The following is a 15403-nucleotide window of genomic DNA, read 5'->3' as shown; positions in this document are numbered from 1 at the left end:
TCATCCGGGCATCGGCGGCGTGGCTAGCGGCCACGGGTTGTCGGGATTGCGCGACAACGTCCGCCGCCCAAGCGGCGCACCTTCCGTATGTTCCGGCCCGTTTGCCAGCACACTGGTCAATGAACGCACGGCGCCGAGATGGCCGCCGAGATCGCGATATGCGTCATAGGTCATGCTGAATTCGATCGGCGCGACGATCGCGGGCGTCGGCACGCTGCCGAACGATCGGTCAGGCATGCGCGAAACATCGACCATCACCGTAATGCCGCCGCCAGGCCACACATAGGCAGGCGCGCCGCCACAGGTCACGTTCACCCGTTTCTGCTTGATGGCGCGCGTCAGCAGCACCGGATTCTCCGTTGCACCCGCTCGCAGACTGCCGCCCGCGCCGCCGAGAAACAGCACGGTCGCCAGCGACGGTTCGCAGTTTTCGCCAATCCGATCGACCGTACTGCGCACCGGGTCAGGCATCGACGCAACGCGCGGCACCAGATCGCGATCGAGTTCGTACCACTGCGCGTGTTCGCCGGTAGTCGACACCATCAGCAAACGCATACCGGGTTTCGCCACCGCCGGGTCGAAACCTTCGACAATCGCCAGCGGGTCCTGAATATCGGTGCCGCCCCAGCCGGTGCCGGGATTCGCCACCTGGAAATAGCGGCCCGGCGTCGACTTGCGCCCGCGAATCTTCACACCTGAACGCGTCATGCCGAGGCATCGGCCCGCCTGATGTTCGGTCAGCACGCCGGTAATGTGATCATCGACCACGACCACTTCATCGGCATGACCGAACCATTGTTTCGCGAAGATGCCGATGGTGGCAGAGCCGCAACCCACGCGCATACGCTGCTCTTCGATGCCGTCGACAATCGGCGCCGCGCCCGCGCGAATCACCAGACTCGAACCGCCGTCGATGGCCAACTCCACCGCTTCCTTGTTGCCGAGTGCGAGCATCATGTCGCAGGTAACGCGGCCTTCTTTCTTGCTGCCGCCGGTCAGGTGATGGACGCCGCCGAGGCTTAGCATTTGCGAGCCATATTCCGCGGTGGTCACATGGCCCACGATCTCGCCATGGCAACGCACGTTCGATTGCTCAGGCCCGAGAAAGCGATCGGTATCGATCTTCACCTTGAAACTGCAATAGCTGAAAATGCCCTCGGTGACGACGGTAATCATATCGACGTCGTCGAGCTTCGAAGAAACGATAAACGGCGCGGGCTTGTAGTCAGGATAAGTGGACGATGCGCCGACACCGGTGACAAACAGCGCCGGTTCCGCAGCGGGACCAGGCGCTTCGGGAGATGCACCAAATTCAATCGCGGCATCCATACTGCTTGCACTCGCTTCGGACGATGAAACCGCACGCGAAAGAAACACCACCGGATCGACGCGAATCAGCCGGCCATCGGCATTCGCATAACGATCGCATGCGCCGGTGCGACCTTCCGATATCTGGCACAACACCGGACAGGCATTGCATTCGATCTTGTTCGACGCCATCCGCTCGCTGCGCGGCGCCGCCTTTTCGAGCACAGTGGGACCCGGCGTCGAGGCTGTTTCGCCGTCGACGCTCTCCGCACCGAAATCGACCTTCGTATGTTCTGTCATGGTGGGGTTCCCATACGACGACATTACAATCGGTCCTGCCCGGCTGACGAATAGCCCTCGTTTAAAGGCATTTTCGCGTAGCCCGTTTTTTTGAATGTTGCGGTCACTCACCGTTCGTGTAGTATCCACTACACCAAACTTGCCTGAAATCTAACTGATCAAAATAGACTGTGCAATGTGTTTCCCGGCCTGCGTCTAAACGTGTTCCCAGGCTGCCCCGGATGCTGCGGCGCGGCATCCTCGCGTGGATCACAAGCCAATCTACGCCGAAGCACATGTTCGTGCAGCGCGTTCCGCAGCGTGCGATGCGGGCTGTATGATAAAAGCGCGCCACTGCCCACTCCGCCCGTGGCGCATGTCGTTTAATCAGACGCTAACAAAGGGAACCGAGACCGCCATGAGTCCCACTGCCGCCCGCAAGCCGGGCGCCACCGGTATCCGTGCGAAACAGGCGCAGGACACACGCGCCAAGATTCTGAAAGCGGCAATCAAGGTCTTTGCGAAGCAAGGCTATGCAAGCGGCCGCGTCGAAAGTATTTCGAAGGCCGCGCGTTCGCACGACCGCATGATCTATTACTACTTCGGCAGCAAGGAACAGTTGTTCGTCGAAGTACTGGAGACGATCTACACGCAGTTCAACGAAGCCGAAAGCAAACTCGATCTCGATCTCGACGATCCCGCGAACGGCTTGCAGCAGATGGTCGAATTCGTCTGGCAGTACTACCTCGATCATCCCGAGTTCGTCACGCTGCTGTCGAGCGAGAATCTGCATCAAGGCAAGCACGCGAAGAAATCGCTGAAGCTGAAGGAGATTTCGGGCTATGCGATTTCGGTCGTGCAGAAACTATTGGATGCAGGCAAGGCGCAGCGCGTGTTTCGCGCTGACATTGAGGCGCGCGATGTGTACATCATGATTGCGTCGCTCGGCTATTTTTATAACGCCAATCAATACACGTTGGGCGCGTTTCTCGGCGAGCCGCTGATGGACAAGGCGGCGCTCGCGCATTGGCGCGAGGTCATCAAGGATACGGTGTTGCGCGCGGTGCGCCTGCAGTTGCCGGCGGATGCGGCGGTTGGGAACGAAAGCAGAACTGCTTGAAGCGCGCTCTGTGTTGCTTGCGCGCGCTTCGTGCGGTCATCGTTACGGCTTCGCTGCGGCGTCGTCTTCGCGAAACAGCTTGTCGGCGAGGTGAAACGCCGAATTGGCTGCCGGCACGCCGCAATAGATTGCGGTTTGCAGCAGCACTTCCTTGATCTGCTCGCGCGTGACGCCGTTGTTCTTCGCGGCGCGCAAATGCAAAGCAAGCTCTTCGCCGCGGTTGAGCGCGACCATCATCGCGATCGTCAGAAGGCTGCGCGTATGACGCGGCAAGCCTTCGCGCGTCCAGATTTCGCCCCATGCATAGCGGGTGATCAGGTTCTGGAATTCTTCAGTCAGCTCCGTGCGATTCGCCAGCGACCGGTCGACGTGCGCGTCGCCCAGCACCGCGCGGCGCACGCCGAGTCCGGCTTCGTAACGGTCTTCGTCGTTCATCGCGGCCCCGTCAGGAAGTCGAGCACGGTCTTCGTGAAGGCATCCACTTGCTCGATGTTGGAAATATGCGCGGCGTCCAGCTCCACGTAACGCGCGCCCGGAATCGCCGCCGCCAGTGCGCGGCCTTGTTCCGGCGTTGCGGCCAGATCGTGCGTGCCGCTGATCACCAGCGCCGGCACCTTGATGCCGGGCGCTTCAGGGCGCAGATCGGTAGCGTCGATTGCGTCGCAATTCGACGCGTAGCCTTCCTTGTCCGTATGCACGAACACGTCGCGGATCATCGCCAGGACGACCGGCTCGCGCTCGATAAAGTCAGCGGTGAACCAGCGCGGCAATACCGCATCCGCCAGCGCGAGCATGCCTTCCGTGCGGGCCCTCGCGGCGCGCGGCACCCAGACTTCGGGCGAACCGATGCGAGCGGCGGTGTTGCTCAGCACGACACGCTCAAGACGATTCGCGTGACGCGCGGCCAATGCGACGCCGGTCAGGCCGCCCATCGACACGCCGCAGAAATTCGCGCGTGCGATCTTCAGCGTATCCATCAGGCCGAGCACGTCGCCGGTCAGCTGGTCGATCGTATACGGGCCCTTCGGCGCTTCCGAGTGACCATGACCGCGCGTGTCGTAGCGCAGCACGCGGAAGTGTTTTGACAGCGCCGCGACTTGCGGCGTCCACATCGACAGATCGCTGCCGAGCGAATTCGACAATACGATCCACGGCGCGTTGCCGTGGCGGTCACCGTCGATTCGATAATGAAGCTCGGTGCCGTTGACTGCGGCGTAGGGCATGCCGGTTACTCCTTGGAGGTGGCGCGCTTGGCGCGCATGGTATGAAGCGCCAGCGCGGCGTCCACATAAGCGTGTGCCTGGCCGACGTATTGAGCGGGGTCGAGCAGCTTCTGCAAGCGCTCGAGCGGAAGATGTCCGGTGACGGCGGGGTCCGCCGAGAGTACCTCGAAGAGCGTCCGACCGTCGCGGATCGCCGCCTTCGATGCGCGCTCGACCAGATGATGCGCATCGAGCCGGCCAATGCTGTCGCCGAGCGCGAGCATCACCGCTTCGCCGAGAATCAATCCGTGCGTGACGTCGAGATTCGCGGCAAGGCGCGGCACGTTGACGTTCAGGCCCGCGGCGATCTGTTCGATGTTGGCGAGCGCGCCGCCTGCCAGGCGCGCGAGATCGGGCAGCGCGTCCCATTCGGCTTGCCAGCCGCCGAGCGCGCGTTCGTGTTCCTGCACCATGCCGGCGAACACCGTGGCGACCAGCCCGGGGGCACGGGTCGCGGCGGTCAGCACCGCCGCGCAGCCGACCGGGTTGCGCTTATGCGGCATCGTCGACGACCCGCCCTTGCCTGCCGCAGCAGGTTCGGCCAGTTCGTCGATTTCGGTTTGCATCTGCAACGAGATATCGCGCGCGATCTTGCCGAGCGTGCCGATCAGCATGCCGAACAGCGAGGCCGTCTCCGCGATGCGATCGCGTTGCGTGTGCCACGGCAAAGTGGGCACAGTGAGTTCGAGTTCTTGCGCGAGTGTCTGCGTGACTTGAGGTGCAGCGTCACGCAAGCTGGCCAGCGTGCCCGCCGCGCCGCCGAATTGCAGCACCAGCACGCGCGCGCGCAGCGCATCGAGCCGTTCGCGATGGCGCAGCAGCGCATCGAGCCATTGCGCGAATTTCAGACCGAGGGTGATCGGCAGTGCCTGCTGCAACCACGTGCGGCCGATCATCGGCGTCGCGCGATGCGTAGCGGCAAGTTTCGCCACCGCGTCGCAGGTGGATTGCAAGCCACGGTCCAGCAAATCGAACGTGTCGCGCAGTTGCAGCACCGTCGCCGTATCGATGATGTCCTGGCTCGTCGCGCCCCAATGGACGTATTTCGACGCTTCGGCATCGGCGGCTTTCACACGCGCGGTGAGTTGCTTGACGAGCGGAATCGCGAGGTTGCCGCCGAGCGCCGCGTCGCGCGCCAGCGCGTCGGCGTCGAGTTGATCGGCCTGGCAGGCTGCTTCGATCGCGGCTACCGCTGCTTGCGGAATCACGTTATGCGCAGCCGTTGCCCGGGCGAGCGCCGCTTCGACATCGAGCATCCGTTGCAGGGTGGCACGCGGCGCCCAGATGTCGTTCATCGGCTGCGTGCCGCAAAGGAAGCCGGTCAGACGGGCGCTGGAGTCGAGCATGATGGACGATGATCGCGGGAATCGAAGGTGAAGGTTTTGTCGCGGCGCTCGGGATGCTGCGAGACGCGCCTTAAGCACAGTCCGTTTGGACAGTAGACAGCGTACCGCACACGGCGTTGCGGCGTATTGTGCGCCGAACGCGGCCTGAACGTCATTTGCGCTATCGCGTGACGCGCGTGAAGCATGCCTCACGCGCGTTTGTGTGGCGGTATGATGTTCGGGTCGCCTTTCTGCGCCGCTTTTAGCCGCGCTTTACGGTTACGCCGCGCGAGCCGATTGGGTGCCGTCGATCAGCGGCACGCCGGTCAGTTTGTGCAGTGCATCGAAGTCGATGTCCGAGAAGATCTCGCGCACGACGAGGCCTTGATCGGTGACGTCGATCATCGCCAGATCGGTGTAGATGCGATTGACGCAGGCGATGCCCGTTACCGGATATGTGCATTCGGCGGCGATCTTGCTTTCGCCCTGCTTGGTCAGGTGCTCCATCATCACGTAGACCTGCTTCGCGCCGATCGCCAGGTCCATTGCACCGCCGACGGCTGGAATGGCGTCGGGCGCGCCGGTATGCCAGTTCGCGAGGTCGCCCTTCGCCGACACCTGGAAAGCGCCGAGCACGCAGAAATCCAGATGGCCGCCGCGCATCATCGCGAACGAATCCGCGTGATGGAAGTAGGCACCGCCCGTGAGCAGCGTGACGTGCTGCTTGCCGGCGTTGATCAGTTCGTCGTCTTCCTCGCCCGGCGCCGGTGCGGGGCCCATGCCGAGCAGACCATTTTCGCTGTGCAGGAAGATTTCCTTGTCGGCGGCGAGGTGGTTGGCTACCAGCGTCGGCACGCCGATGCCGAGGTTCACGTAGGCGCCTTCGGGGATATCCAGCGCAACGCGCCGGGCCATTTCATCGCGGGTCAATTTTTTCATGTCGGTCTCCGGGTCAGGCGGCAGTGGCGGCTGCGTTTTCATGTGCCGCTTGCGGCACCTCGATCACGCGCTGCACGAAAATGCCGGGCGTGACGATCACTTCCGGATCGAGTGCGCCGAGCGGCACCACTTCCGACACCTGAACGATCGCGGTTTTGGCCGCGCTTGCCATGATCGGTCCGAAATTGCGGGCTGTCTTGCGATAGACGAGGTTGCCCCAGCGATCGCCCTTGTACGCCTTGATCAGCGCGAAGTCAGCGTGCAGCGGCGCTTCGAGCACGTAGTGCTTGCCGTCGATCAGACGGGTTTCCTTGCCTTCGGCGAGTTCGGTGCCGTAGCCGGTCGGCGTGAAGAATCCGCCAATGCCGGCGCCTGCGGCGCGGATGCGTTCGGCGAGGTTGCCTTGCGGCACCAGTTCGAGTTCGATTTCGCCTGCGCGATAGAGCGCGTCGAACACATACGAATCGGTTTGGCGCGGGAACGAGCAGATGATTTTGCTCACGCGTTTGGCTTTGAGCAGCGCCGCGAGGCCGATGTCGCCGTTGCCTGCGTTGTTGTTGACGATGGTGAGATTACGCGCGCCTTGTTCGATGAGCGCGTCGATCAGTTCGGACGGCATGCCTGCCGTGCCGAAGCCGCCGATCATGACGGTGGCACCGTCATGGACGTCGGCGACCGCCGATTGAAGTGACTCGAAAATCTTGTTGATCATGTCGAATTTCCTTTTAGGGCGCTGCGTACCGCTTTGGCTTTCGCCTTTGCAGGCGGGCTTGATGCGGGACGGTCTCCGGGCCGTTTTGCCCGGCTGTGCTTGCCGGGCGGAAGCGCTGGTTCATCGCCGTGGGTTTGTTCGTTATGTGAACAGTGATTCTATTAGCGAACGTTCCGGCGGATTATGGTTGCCCTTCGGGCGGGTTGTCAAGGCAGGGGAATCCTTAATCATAGGTTTTTGCCTACCGGATTGGGGTAGGGTTTTGTGGGTTTTTTGCCCTTCCGGCGGGTTTTGTCTGTGTGCCTGGTGTGTTGGCCTTTCCTTGATTTGTTAGTGGTCTATTCGCGTCGCCCCTGTGCGGGGCAGGCACTTACTTTCTTTGCCGCCGCAAAGAAAGTAAGCAAAGAAAGCGGCTTCACACCGCTAGCTCTTAAGCGGGTCCCCTGGCTTGGAGGAGGCAGTGGAGCATCTGGAATCAGTGTTCTCGCACACTCCGCGCCGGTGACAAGGCAGTCATACTTCCGGCGGCGCTGCGCGCGCCGCAGCGGTACTTCCCAACACCGATCGCAGATTGGCGCATCCGGCATCATTCTTCCCGCCTCGCACTACGTGCTCGCCGGAACGGTCAGCGAGGGAAACCAGTGACTTCGTTTGCGCGCGGCGGGGGCCATCGGCTCCGCCTCGGCGAAGCGCCCGAATGTGCGAGTGCGGGCCATCACGCGGAGCGAAGAGCCGGTACTACAGTGAAGATTGGCAATGCAACGGCGGGCCACCGCGCCGGACAAAACGCGAGCGCCGCGGCGAGGCATGGGGAACGGACGGTGAGCCACCGCGCCGGGCAAAACGTAGATGCGAAATTGGCGAGCGGTTTGATGAAGTACCGCGTCGGCGCGCGCAGCGCCGCCGGAAGTATGACTGCCTTGTCACCGGCGCGGAGTGTGCGAGAACACCGATTCCAGATGCTCCACTACCTCCTCCAAGCCAGGGGACCCGCTTAAGAATTAGCGGGGTGAAGCCGCTTTCTTTGCTTACTTTCTTTGCGGCGGCGCCCCGAAGGAAGTCCACTTGGTGGGCAAAGAAAGTAAGTGCCTGCCCCGCACAGGGGCGACGCTAATAAACCACTAAGAAATCAAGGAAAGGCCAACCCCGCAGGCACATAGACAAATAGCGCCGCCAAAGGCAAAAAGACCAAACCCTAGGCTTACCCCACTATCCAACCCACCAATTAACCCCCTACCCTCTATCCAGATAGCGAATACCCCTCCATAGCGCCGCAGGCAAAAAAATGCCAGACCTAGCTCTAGACCTAAACCTGATCCCCTACCTGGTAGCAATGGAAGACACCCGCAATGTCAGCCGCGCTGCCGAGCAGCTAGGAGTAAGCCAACCACGCGTCAGCACCGCACTAGGCCGTTTGCGGGAATACTTCGACGATCCGCTCTTCGTGCGCACATCCCGCGGCATGGAACCCACACCGCGAGCGCTAGCGATCCTCCCCGCTGCCCGTGACGCGCTCCTGCGTATCGAAAAAGGCATGCTCGACGTGCAAGACTTCGACCCCGCAACCAGCACCCACACGTTCTCCATCGCGCTATCCGACGTCGGCGAAATCGTCTTCTTGCCACGTCTGCTGCAGCTCTTCGCCGAACGCGCACCCAACGCGAATCTGCGCTCGGTGTCGCTGTCGCCCTCGCATGTCGAACGCGGACTCGAATCGGGTGACGTCGATCTGGCCGTCGGTTATTTCCCCGACCTCTCCGGCAACAACTTCTTCCAGCAGCGTCTCTTTACCCATCGATTCATCTGCCTGATGCGCACGGGTCACCCACTCTCAAAAGCGCCGCTCACACTGCCCCAGTACGTGGCGTCAGGCCACGCCGTGGTCCGCGCCGAAGGACGCAGCCAGGAAGTGCTCGAGCTATACCTCGAAAAGAAACGCATCAAGCGCCGCGCCGTGCTCGAAACACCTCACTTCATGAGCCTGCCGTTCATCCTCGCGCGCACCGATCTGCTCGCGACAGTGCCGCACGCGATCGGCTTCGCGTACGTCTCGGAGCACGCGTCGATCACGCTCGTCGAACCACCGTTGCCGTTGCCGCGCTTCGATCTGCGGCAGCACTGGCATCGCAAGTTTCATAACGATCCGCGCGCGAGCTGGCTGCGCGGCGTCGTCGCCGAACTCTTCAACGACGCTAAGGACGAGTGGCCGAAATAGCCGCGCGCCCCGACAGCGAACGGGGACATCAGCACGACCCGGCACAAAACATGGAACAATGGCCTCACTCATTGAACCCGCGCGCTCCATTTAGCGTCGACGCGCGATCCCAGAGGAGCGACGGATGACCAGCAGCAAGGCAAAGAAAACCAAACCCGCAGCCGCACCGGAACGCCCAAGCCGCGAGGAAGCTGAAGCAGCGGTACGCGTGCTGCTGCGTTGGGCCGGCGACGATCCGCAGCGCGAGGGTCTCCGCGATACACCGGCGCGCGTGGTGCGTTCCTATGAGGAGTTCTTCGCGGGCTATCAGATCGATCCGCGCGAACTCCTCGTCCGCACCTTCTCCGAAGTGGACGGCTACGACGAAATGATCGTGCTGAAAGACATCCGCTTCGAAAGCTATTGCGAACATCACATGGTGCCGATCATCGGCCGCGCACACGTCGCCTATATACCGGGGCATCGGGTGGTAGGCATCTCGAAGCTGGCGCGTCTCGTCGATGCGTTCGCCAAGCGTCTGCAGATTCAGGAAAAGATGACGGTGCAGATCGCCGACACGTTGAACGACGTGCTGCAACCGGAAGGCGTCGGCGTGATTCTCGAAGCCGCGCATCAATGCATGTCGACACGTGGCGTACATAAGGCCGGCGTCACGATGGTCACCTCGCGCATGCTCGGCACGTTCCGAACTGATCCATCGACGCGTCGCGAGTTTCTGGCGATCGTCGGCAATCCGGGCGTGGTCTCGGTCGCTAATACGTAAGCGGCGAGACCGGTAGCGCTGCGGCATCGAATGCCACTTAGTGCCCCTCTGGCGTTGCCGCGCGTCGCCCGTATCCGGCCAACGCGGCGAGCAATGCGGCCACGCTTCGTGCCGCAGTCTCGAACCGCTGCTCGATTCCTGATGTCGCTCGAGCCGCGCCTCACGCTGTGCTGCGCGCCGTACGCATCTGGCCGAAAGTGGCGAGCAGCACTGCACCGAGCACGCACGCGACGCCCGCGAGTTGCGCCGCACTGACCGGCTCGCGCAACACGACAGCGGCCAATGCGACCGCGCTCACCGGCACGAGCGCGGTCATCAGCCCCGCTTCCGCGCCGCTGATACGCGCGGCGCCCGCATACCAGAGAACGAAGCCCGCCACGGTCGGCACAAGCGCGTAGTACACCACGCCGCTCAGCGCGTTCGCATCGAACGGCACGCTCCAGGGTTTTTCTAAACATGCCGGCACGATCGCGACCGCGAAGCCGATACCGCACATCAAGGCAGACAACGGCAACGCCGCAACGGGCGTGCGCAATTTGCGATTGAGCAGGATGAACAGTGCCTCGCAGACGATCGCCGCGAACACCAGCGCATTACCCGTCAGTGAACTGGCCGCATGCGGCGCGGCAAAATCGTCGATATGCACGGTACACACCAGCACGCCCAAAGTCGCGAGGACGATCGCGCCGATCAACGCGGGTGCGGGCCGCTCGCCGAGCGCGAGCATCGCGACCAGCGCGGAGACAGCCGGCAAGGTACCTGCGATCACACCCGCATCGGCCGCCGACGCAAGCTTCATGCCGCTGATCAGCAACACCGTATAACCGACGCTACCCGCGCCGGCCTGCGCGATCACCAGCAGCGTGTCACGCCGATCGAGGCGCGGCCAGCGCACACCGCGCCAGCGCATCACTAGCACGAACACCGGAAGCGCAATCGCAAAACGCAACGCGGTCGCGCTGAACGGCGGCAATCCTGTCGCAATCGATTTGCTGACGACCACCGTGCTGCCGACGCCGATCATCGCCAGCGCACAGAACAGGTATCCCGCATAGCGCGAATTCATGCTGCCATCCTCATTCGTTGGAGTGAGCAAGCAGATTAGAGGCGGGGCAGCCGAAAGGTCTTGAACGAAATTGCAGCGACGCGAGCTTGGCGTATGGTTTAAGAAGTACCCGTCGGCGCAAAGCTGGATTACGGTTTTAGGAAGTGCCTGCAGGCGCGAGCCAGGCATACCGATTCAGAAAGTACCTGCGGGCTCGAACCGGGCGTACGGATTGAGAAGTACCTGTCGGCGCGCGCAGCGCCGCCGGAAGTATGACTGCCTTGTCACCACGGTGGAATGTGCGAGAACACAGATTCCAGATGCTCCACTACCGCGACTGCGCGAGGAACCCGCTTAAGAATTTGCGGTTCTAGCCGCTTTCTTTTGCCTACTTTTCTTTGCGGCCGGCGCCCCGAAGGAAGTCCACTTGGTGGACAAAGAAAAGTAGGTGCCGCCCCGCACAGGGGCAACGCTAATAAACCAATATCAAAGCAAGGAAAGGCAACGCCGTAGGCACAGAGAACGAAGCGCCGCGCAGGCAAACAGAACAAGAAAAGGCCAACGCCGTAGGCAACCAGAAAAACCTCACCGCACTGCTGCGGCATAACTAGCCGGCGTAACCCCAAGCAACCGCACAAAAGCCCGCGTCATATGACTCTGATCAGAAAACCCAGCAGCGGCAGCAGCATCCACAAGCGGTACACCACGCGCGATGAGTTGCCTCGCGAGCCCAACCCGCCGCTGCATCCGATAAGCGTGAGGCGGCAGCCCCATCTCATGAGCGAAGCCTCGCAGCAATTGAAATCGGCTCAAGCCAGAATCCGCAGCAAGATCAGCAAGCGTAAGCGCTGAAGAAGGATCATCGTCAATACGAGCCTTAGCACGTGCAATAGGCCCCAACGCATCCACCGAAGACGCACGCGTATGCATAGTCGCGTGACGCCTCACAAGATACCCCAGCAACCCAAGCAACGCTTCTTCGCGCACCAGATCGTCGGGCACGAATTGCGCTTCAACAGAAACTGCAAAGAGCCGCTCAAACAGCACTTTCAGCAATGGATCCCGCGCGACGGGCTGCGTAAGCTCGATCTCCTCCGCGGCGACACCGCCCAGCTCACAGACGACGCCGCCCAACATCGACGGCTCGAAGTACAGCATGCGCCATGCACGGCCACGCTCATCGAGCGGACTGCCATCGTGCACTTCACCGGGATTGACCATGATCGCGTCGTTCGCGCGCGCTTCGACCACACCGCGTCCGCTCGCCGATCGATGTCCACCGCTGACGATCACCCCCACTCCGAAGCGATCATGCGAATGACGTGGAAACGAGTGCGCGGTTTCTGCCACCGTCGCTTCGACGCCGGCAATCGCGCAACGAGGCATATGAACACGGCCGCGCGACATGGACTCGCTCCTCAACCGGGAAACGGCAAACTGCGCACCAACGTGCAAGCCAACGCGCACATCAACGGCGCACCTCATCATTACGGTCGCCTTCGCGAATCTTGCCTTGCGAGACGCTACTGCCAGGCGGCACGCTATGCGTGAGCCACACATTGCCGCCGATCACCGAGCCGCGCCCGATCGTCACGCGGCCGAGAATCGTCGCGCCGGCGTAGATCACCACGTCGTCCTCGACGATCGGATGGCGCGCGTTGCCCTTGAGCAGCGTGCCGTCGATATCGGCGGCAAAGCTCTTCGCGCCGAGCGTCACGGCCTGATAAAGACGCACGCGCTCGCCGATGATCGCGGTCTCGCCGATCACGACGCCCGTGCCGTGGTCGATAAAAAAGCTCGGCCCGATGGCCGCGCCCGGGTGAATATCGATGCCGGTCGCAGAATGCGCGATCTCGTTGATGAAGCGCGCCAGCAACGGCACACCGAGCCGATGCAGCGCGTGCGCGAGACGGTGGTGCGTCATCGCCCACACGCCCGGATAGCAAAGCAGAATTTCGGTGATGTGCTGCGCGGCCGGATCACCGGTAAAAGCGGCCTGAATATCGCTGACCAGCAACGCGCGAATGCCCGGCAACTGCGTGCCGAACTCGCGCGCGACATTGAAGGCGCGCTCCTTCAGTTCCGCCTCGGGTGTTTCGCCGAATTCAGGCAGAAAGCGCAGTGCGCGGCGGATCTGTTCGGCGAGCAATCGCAAGGTGCTTTCGAGCGTATGGCCGACGTAGTAATCGACGGTTTCGTCGGTCAGATCGGGGGCGCCGTAATGCGTAGGAAACAGCGCCGCCCGCAGGCCGGCGACAATGCCGGCCACGGCTTCGCGCGACGGCAACTCGCGAATGCCGCGCGGATGGCGCGTGCGATGCAATTCTTCGCGCGACGCACGCAGGTCCGCGACGATCTGTTCGAGACCCCAGTTGGGGGAAGGCACGTTAGGCATGAAAGGACGGCGCCGTGCCGTGGGCACGGTTCAGAGTGATTGTCCTGAGAGATTACCGCGTTTTTCCGCAGCCCGCCGCCGCCGGATGCGATTCAGATGGTGACGCTGCTCGCGTCAATCCAGCGCACCGCCCAGTCGCGCGCGTGCGCGATGGCGGCTGCTTCGTCGGGAAAGCGCAGATCGGTGGGGAAAAAACGGTTGGCGACCAGCTCGCCGTCGCTCGAGCGAGAAATGACCACATAAGGTTGCCAACTGCCATCGCCCGCGCGCGCCGGCGCGCAATTCAGCAAGTAGCCGCGATGTGTGAATGCAGCATCGAAATGCATGTGTCACCCGCCCTGACGGCCCCGTAAAATGTTTTGAGTTAGCGCGCCGCCGTTCCATGCCCGCCATGCCGAAACAGCCAGGCAAATGTCGTCGATTTAACTGCGCTCCGCTCGCCGGAGTAAGATCATACTCTGTAGAAAATAAGCGTCCATTAAAAAAAACGAAAAGAATCTCGGGCGCAATCGCCAGGTGAAAGCCCCCTTCCGCCTAGGCCGCGACGCAGTCGCGGCGCAACTCGGACGCGCACAGGCGTCGCGCTTTACGGAACGGGTTTTGCTGTACTTCAACCATGTCCTCTTCACCGGAGAAAACATGATGAACAGCACCGATATCAACAAGCGAGCAGACGCGGCCAGGCTTCCGGGCGCCGCTCGCCCGAGCACGGCGGAACTGCACAACGATCGCACGCACGACAGCACCGTCGACACCGACGGCAAAAACCGCGAGGCTGCACGAATCGCGAGCCACAGCCCGATTGCCGTCGACGAGATCATCACCAGCAATGCGACCCTCTGCAACAGCGTGCCGGAGTCGCACGACGGCATGGCCGGCTTCGACAGCCGCGTCGGAGGCAATCATCTGCTGCTGGCGCTCGAACCGGGCTACACGGTGATCGACAAAGGCATGATCGAACCGCAAGCGGCACATTCAGCCGATCATCAGTTCGACGACCCGCTCCCGGTCGGCAGCCACAGCGAACGCGGCCGCAGCCATTACGCCCTGAATCATCTCCGGCCCACGCGCGTGATTGAATTACATCGGGCGACATAAATCGTTCCCGCTTTGCACGTGGCTTACTCAGACGTTTGAATCTGGCCGCAGACACCTATTAATAAAGGATCTATTAAGCGCATACCGTTTGAATGGCGGTGTGCGCTTTGTGTCTGGATTAGAAACCCCTGGTTGCAGGACCTGCACGCCATAGTGGCTTTTTCCACTCATCCAATGCCGACACAATGGCCTGCACATTTAACCCTCAACGGAGCAGCAGATGAAAAAAATCGTGGTGATCGGCGCAACCGGCACCCTCGGCCAGGCAGTGACAGCGGAATTGAAGGCGCGCCATGAAGTCATCGAAGTGGGCGCGACGCGCGGCCAGTATCGCGTCGACAGCACCGACCCGGCGAGCATCGAGCGGCTCTTTCGCGAGATCGGCAAAGTGGACGGCGTTGTGACGGCCACCGGCAAGCTGCATTTCGGCCCGCTGCCGGAGATGAGCATCGAACAGTTCTGGGTTGGACTGCGCGACAAGCTGATGGGCCAGATCAACGTGGTGCTGGCCGCCCAGCAATACGTGAATGACGGCGGCTCGTTTACGCTGACGAGCGGCATCGTCGGCGACGAGCCGATTCGCGAAGGCGCGAATGCAACCACGGTGAATCTGGCATTGGAAGGTTTCGTGCGGGCCGCCGCGATCGAACTGCCGCGCGGCATCCGCATCAATGTGGTGAGCCCGACGGTGCTGACCGAATCGCTCGACGCTTTTGCACCCTACTTCCGTGGCTTCGAGCCCGTGACGGCTCAGCGCGCCGCATTGGCCTACGTGCGCAGCGTCGAAGGCGCGCAAACGGGCCGCGTATATCGCGTGGGTTATTGATTGGGTCACCGATTGCGGTTTTGAACGGCCTCGGTCACGAGGCGCAGGTGCAGCCCCAGGCTCAGGCTTAGGTCACGCGATGCGGCCCAGCCGCATCGCGCCCCCTCTCAGCGTGT

15 protein-coding genes are annotated in these 15403 nt (G+C 62.1%); 5 read left to right on the top strand and 10 right to left on the bottom strand.

Going from position 1 to position 15403, the window contains the following annotated elements; translation table 11 throughout:
- A complete protein-coding gene (locus tag WN982_RS24145; protein WP_341318180.1) occupies nt 1-1608 on the bottom strand; it encodes a 6-hydroxynicotinate reductase in 1608 nt (535 codons plus the stop codon).
- 397 nt (nt 1609-2005) lie between these two features.
- On the opposite strand from WN982_RS24145, the gene WN982_RS24140 reads away from it, so the two are divergent.
- Nucleotides 2006-2707, top strand: a complete 702-nt coding sequence (locus WN982_RS24140; RefSeq protein ID WP_341318179.1) for a TetR family transcriptional regulator — start codon at nt 2006-2008, stop codon at nt 2705-2707.
- A gap of 42 nt (nt 2708-2749) precedes the next feature.
- Here WN982_RS24140 and pcaC read toward each other — a convergent pair whose 3' ends face one another.
- The 5 genes from pcaC to WN982_RS24115 form a co-directional block, all read right to left on the bottom strand.
- Entirely contained in the window at nt 2750-3142 is a 393-nt protein-coding gene (pcaC, locus tag WN982_RS24135; RefSeq protein WP_341318178.1) for a 4-carboxymuconolactone decarboxylase, read from the bottom strand.
- Nucleotides 3139-3930, bottom strand: coding sequence for a 3-oxoadipate enol-lactonase (gene pcaD, locus WN982_RS24130; protein ID WP_341318177.1), 792 nt, complete (start codon nt 3928-3930; stop codon nt 3139-3141). Before pcaD ends, pcaC begins: the two co-directional genes overlap by 4 nt.
- 5 nt (nt 3931-3935) lie before the next feature.
- Complete coding sequence (locus tag WN982_RS24125) at nt 3936-5315, bottom strand: 3-carboxy-cis,cis-muconate cycloisomerase (RefSeq protein WP_341318176.1); 1380 nt, start codon at nt 5313-5315, stop codon at nt 3936-3938.
- 258 nt (nt 5316-5573) lie between these two features.
- Complete coding sequence (locus tag WN982_RS24120; RefSeq protein ID WP_341318175.1) at nt 5574-6233, bottom strand: 3-oxoacid CoA-transferase subunit B; 660 nt, start codon at nt 6231-6233, stop codon at nt 5574-5576.
- 13 nt (nt 6234-6246) lie between these two features.
- The gene (locus WN982_RS24115; RefSeq protein WP_341318174.1) at nt 6247-6945 is read right to left on the bottom strand and encodes a 3-oxoacid CoA-transferase subunit A; all 699 of its coding nucleotides are present in this window, start codon (nt 6943-6945) and stop codon (nt 6247-6249) included.
- Between the two features lie 1285 nt (nt 6946-8230).
- On the opposite strand from WN982_RS24115, the gene WN982_RS24110 reads away from it, so the two are divergent.
- Complete coding sequence (locus tag WN982_RS24110; RefSeq protein ID WP_341318173.1) at nt 8231-9160, top strand: LysR family transcriptional regulator; 930 nt, start codon at nt 8231-8233, stop codon at nt 9158-9160.
- 124 nt (nt 9161-9284) lie between these two features.
- Nucleotides 9285-9923, top strand: a complete 639-nt coding sequence (gene folE, locus WN982_RS24105) for a GTP cyclohydrolase I FolE (RefSeq protein WP_341318172.1) — start codon at nt 9285-9287, stop codon at nt 9921-9923.
- 160 nt (nt 9924-10083) lie between these two features.
- Here the strand turns inward: folE and WN982_RS24100 are convergent, their stop codons facing one another.
- The 4 genes from WN982_RS24100 to WN982_RS24085 form a co-directional block, all read right to left on the bottom strand.
- Complete coding sequence (locus WN982_RS24100; RefSeq protein ID WP_341318171.1) at nt 10084-10989, bottom strand: DMT family transporter; 906 nt, start codon at nt 10987-10989, stop codon at nt 10084-10086.
- Nucleotides 10990-11553: 564 nt separating this feature from the next.
- Nucleotides 11554-12375: an AraC family transcriptional regulator gene (locus tag WN982_RS24095; protein WP_341318170.1), complete on the bottom strand. Its 822-nt coding sequence runs from the start codon at nt 12373-12375 to the stop codon at nt 11554-11556.
- Between the two features lie 61 nt (nt 12376-12436).
- Nucleotides 12437-13363, bottom strand: a complete 927-nt coding sequence (epsC, locus tag WN982_RS24090; RefSeq protein ID WP_341318169.1) for a serine O-acetyltransferase EpsC — start codon at nt 13361-13363, stop codon at nt 12437-12439.
- A 92-nt stretch (nt 13364-13455) separates the two neighbouring features.
- Nucleotides 13456-13689, bottom strand: coding sequence for a hypothetical protein (locus WN982_RS24085; protein ID WP_013342515.1), 234 nt, complete (start codon nt 13687-13689; stop codon nt 13456-13458).
- Nucleotides 13690-14005: 316 nt separating this feature from the next.
- On the opposite strand from WN982_RS24085, the gene WN982_RS24080 reads away from it, so the two are divergent.
- Nucleotides 14006-14461 (top strand): DUF3005 domain-containing protein, encoded by a 456-nt coding sequence (locus WN982_RS24080; protein WP_341319399.1) that lies wholly within the window; start codon nt 14006-14008, stop codon nt 14459-14461.
- 220 nt (nt 14462-14681) lie between these two features.
- Nucleotides 14682-15287 carry a short chain dehydrogenase gene (locus tag WN982_RS24075; RefSeq protein WP_341318168.1) on the top strand — a complete coding sequence of 202 codons (606 nt, stop codon included), beginning with the start codon at nt 14682-14684 and terminating at the stop codon, nt 15285-15287.
- Nucleotides 15288-15403 lie beyond the last annotated feature (116 nt).

Source organism: Paraburkholderia sp. IMGN_8 (assembly GCF_038050405.1).
GTDB lineage: Bacteria > Pseudomonadota > Gammaproteobacteria > Burkholderiales > Burkholderiaceae > Paraburkholderia.
Note: the sequence above shows the minus strand (reverse complement) of the source record. Positions and strands in the feature narration are given on the sequence as shown.

Excerpts from the sequence above, each read along its gene's own strand:
- WN982_RS24145 (WP_341318180.1), bottom strand. The coding sequence starts at position 1,608 with ATGACAGAACATACGAAGGTCGATTTCGGTGCGGAGAGCGTCGACGGC.
- WN982_RS24140 (WP_341318179.1), top strand. The coding sequence starts at position 2,006 with ATGAGTCCCACTGCCGCCCGCAAGCCGGGCGCCACCGGTATCCGTGCG.
- pcaC (WP_341318178.1), bottom strand. The coding sequence starts at position 3,142 with ATGAACGACGAAGACCGTTACGAAGCCGGACTCGGCGTGCGCCGCGCG.
- pcaD (WP_341318177.1), bottom strand. The coding sequence starts at position 3,930 with ATGCCCTACGCCGCAGTCAACGGCACCGAGCTTCATTATCGAATCGAC.
- WN982_RS24125 (WP_341318176.1), bottom strand. The coding sequence starts at position 5,315 with ATGCTCGACTCCAGCGCCCGTCTGACCGGCTTCCTTTGCGGCACGCAG.
- WN982_RS24120 (WP_341318175.1), bottom strand. The coding sequence starts at position 6,233 with ATGAAAAAATTGACCCGCGATGAAATGGCCCGGCGCGTTGCGCTGGAT.
- WN982_RS24115 (WP_341318174.1), bottom strand. The coding sequence starts at position 6,945 with ATGATCAACAAGATTTTCGAGTCACTTCAATCGGCGGTCGCCGACGTC.
- WN982_RS24110 (WP_341318173.1), top strand. The coding sequence starts at position 8,231 with ATGCCAGACCTAGCTCTAGACCTAAACCTGATCCCCTACCTGGTAGCA.
- folE (WP_341318172.1), top strand. The coding sequence starts at position 9,285 with ATGACCAGCAGCAAGGCAAAGAAAACCAAACCCGCAGCCGCACCGGAA.
- WN982_RS24100 (WP_341318171.1), bottom strand. The coding sequence starts at position 10,989 with ATGAATTCGCGCTATGCGGGATACCTGTTCTGTGCGCTGGCGATGATC.
- WN982_RS24095 (WP_341318170.1), bottom strand. The coding sequence starts at position 12,375 with ATGTCGCGCGGCCGTGTTCATATGCCTCGTTGCGCGATTGCCGGCGTC.
- epsC (WP_341318169.1), bottom strand. The coding sequence starts at position 13,363 with ATGCCTAACGTGCCTTCCCCCAACTGGGGTCTCGAACAGATCGTCGCG.
- WN982_RS24085 (WP_013342515.1), bottom strand. The coding sequence starts at position 13,689 with ATGCATTTCGATGCTGCATTCACACATCGCGGCTACTTGCTGAATTGC.
- WN982_RS24080 (WP_341319399.1), top strand. The coding sequence starts at position 14,006 with ATGAACAGCACCGATATCAACAAGCGAGCAGACGCGGCCAGGCTTCCG.
- WN982_RS24075 (WP_341318168.1), top strand. The coding sequence starts at position 14,682 with ATGAAAAAAATCGTGGTGATCGGCGCAACCGGCACCCTCGGCCAGGCA.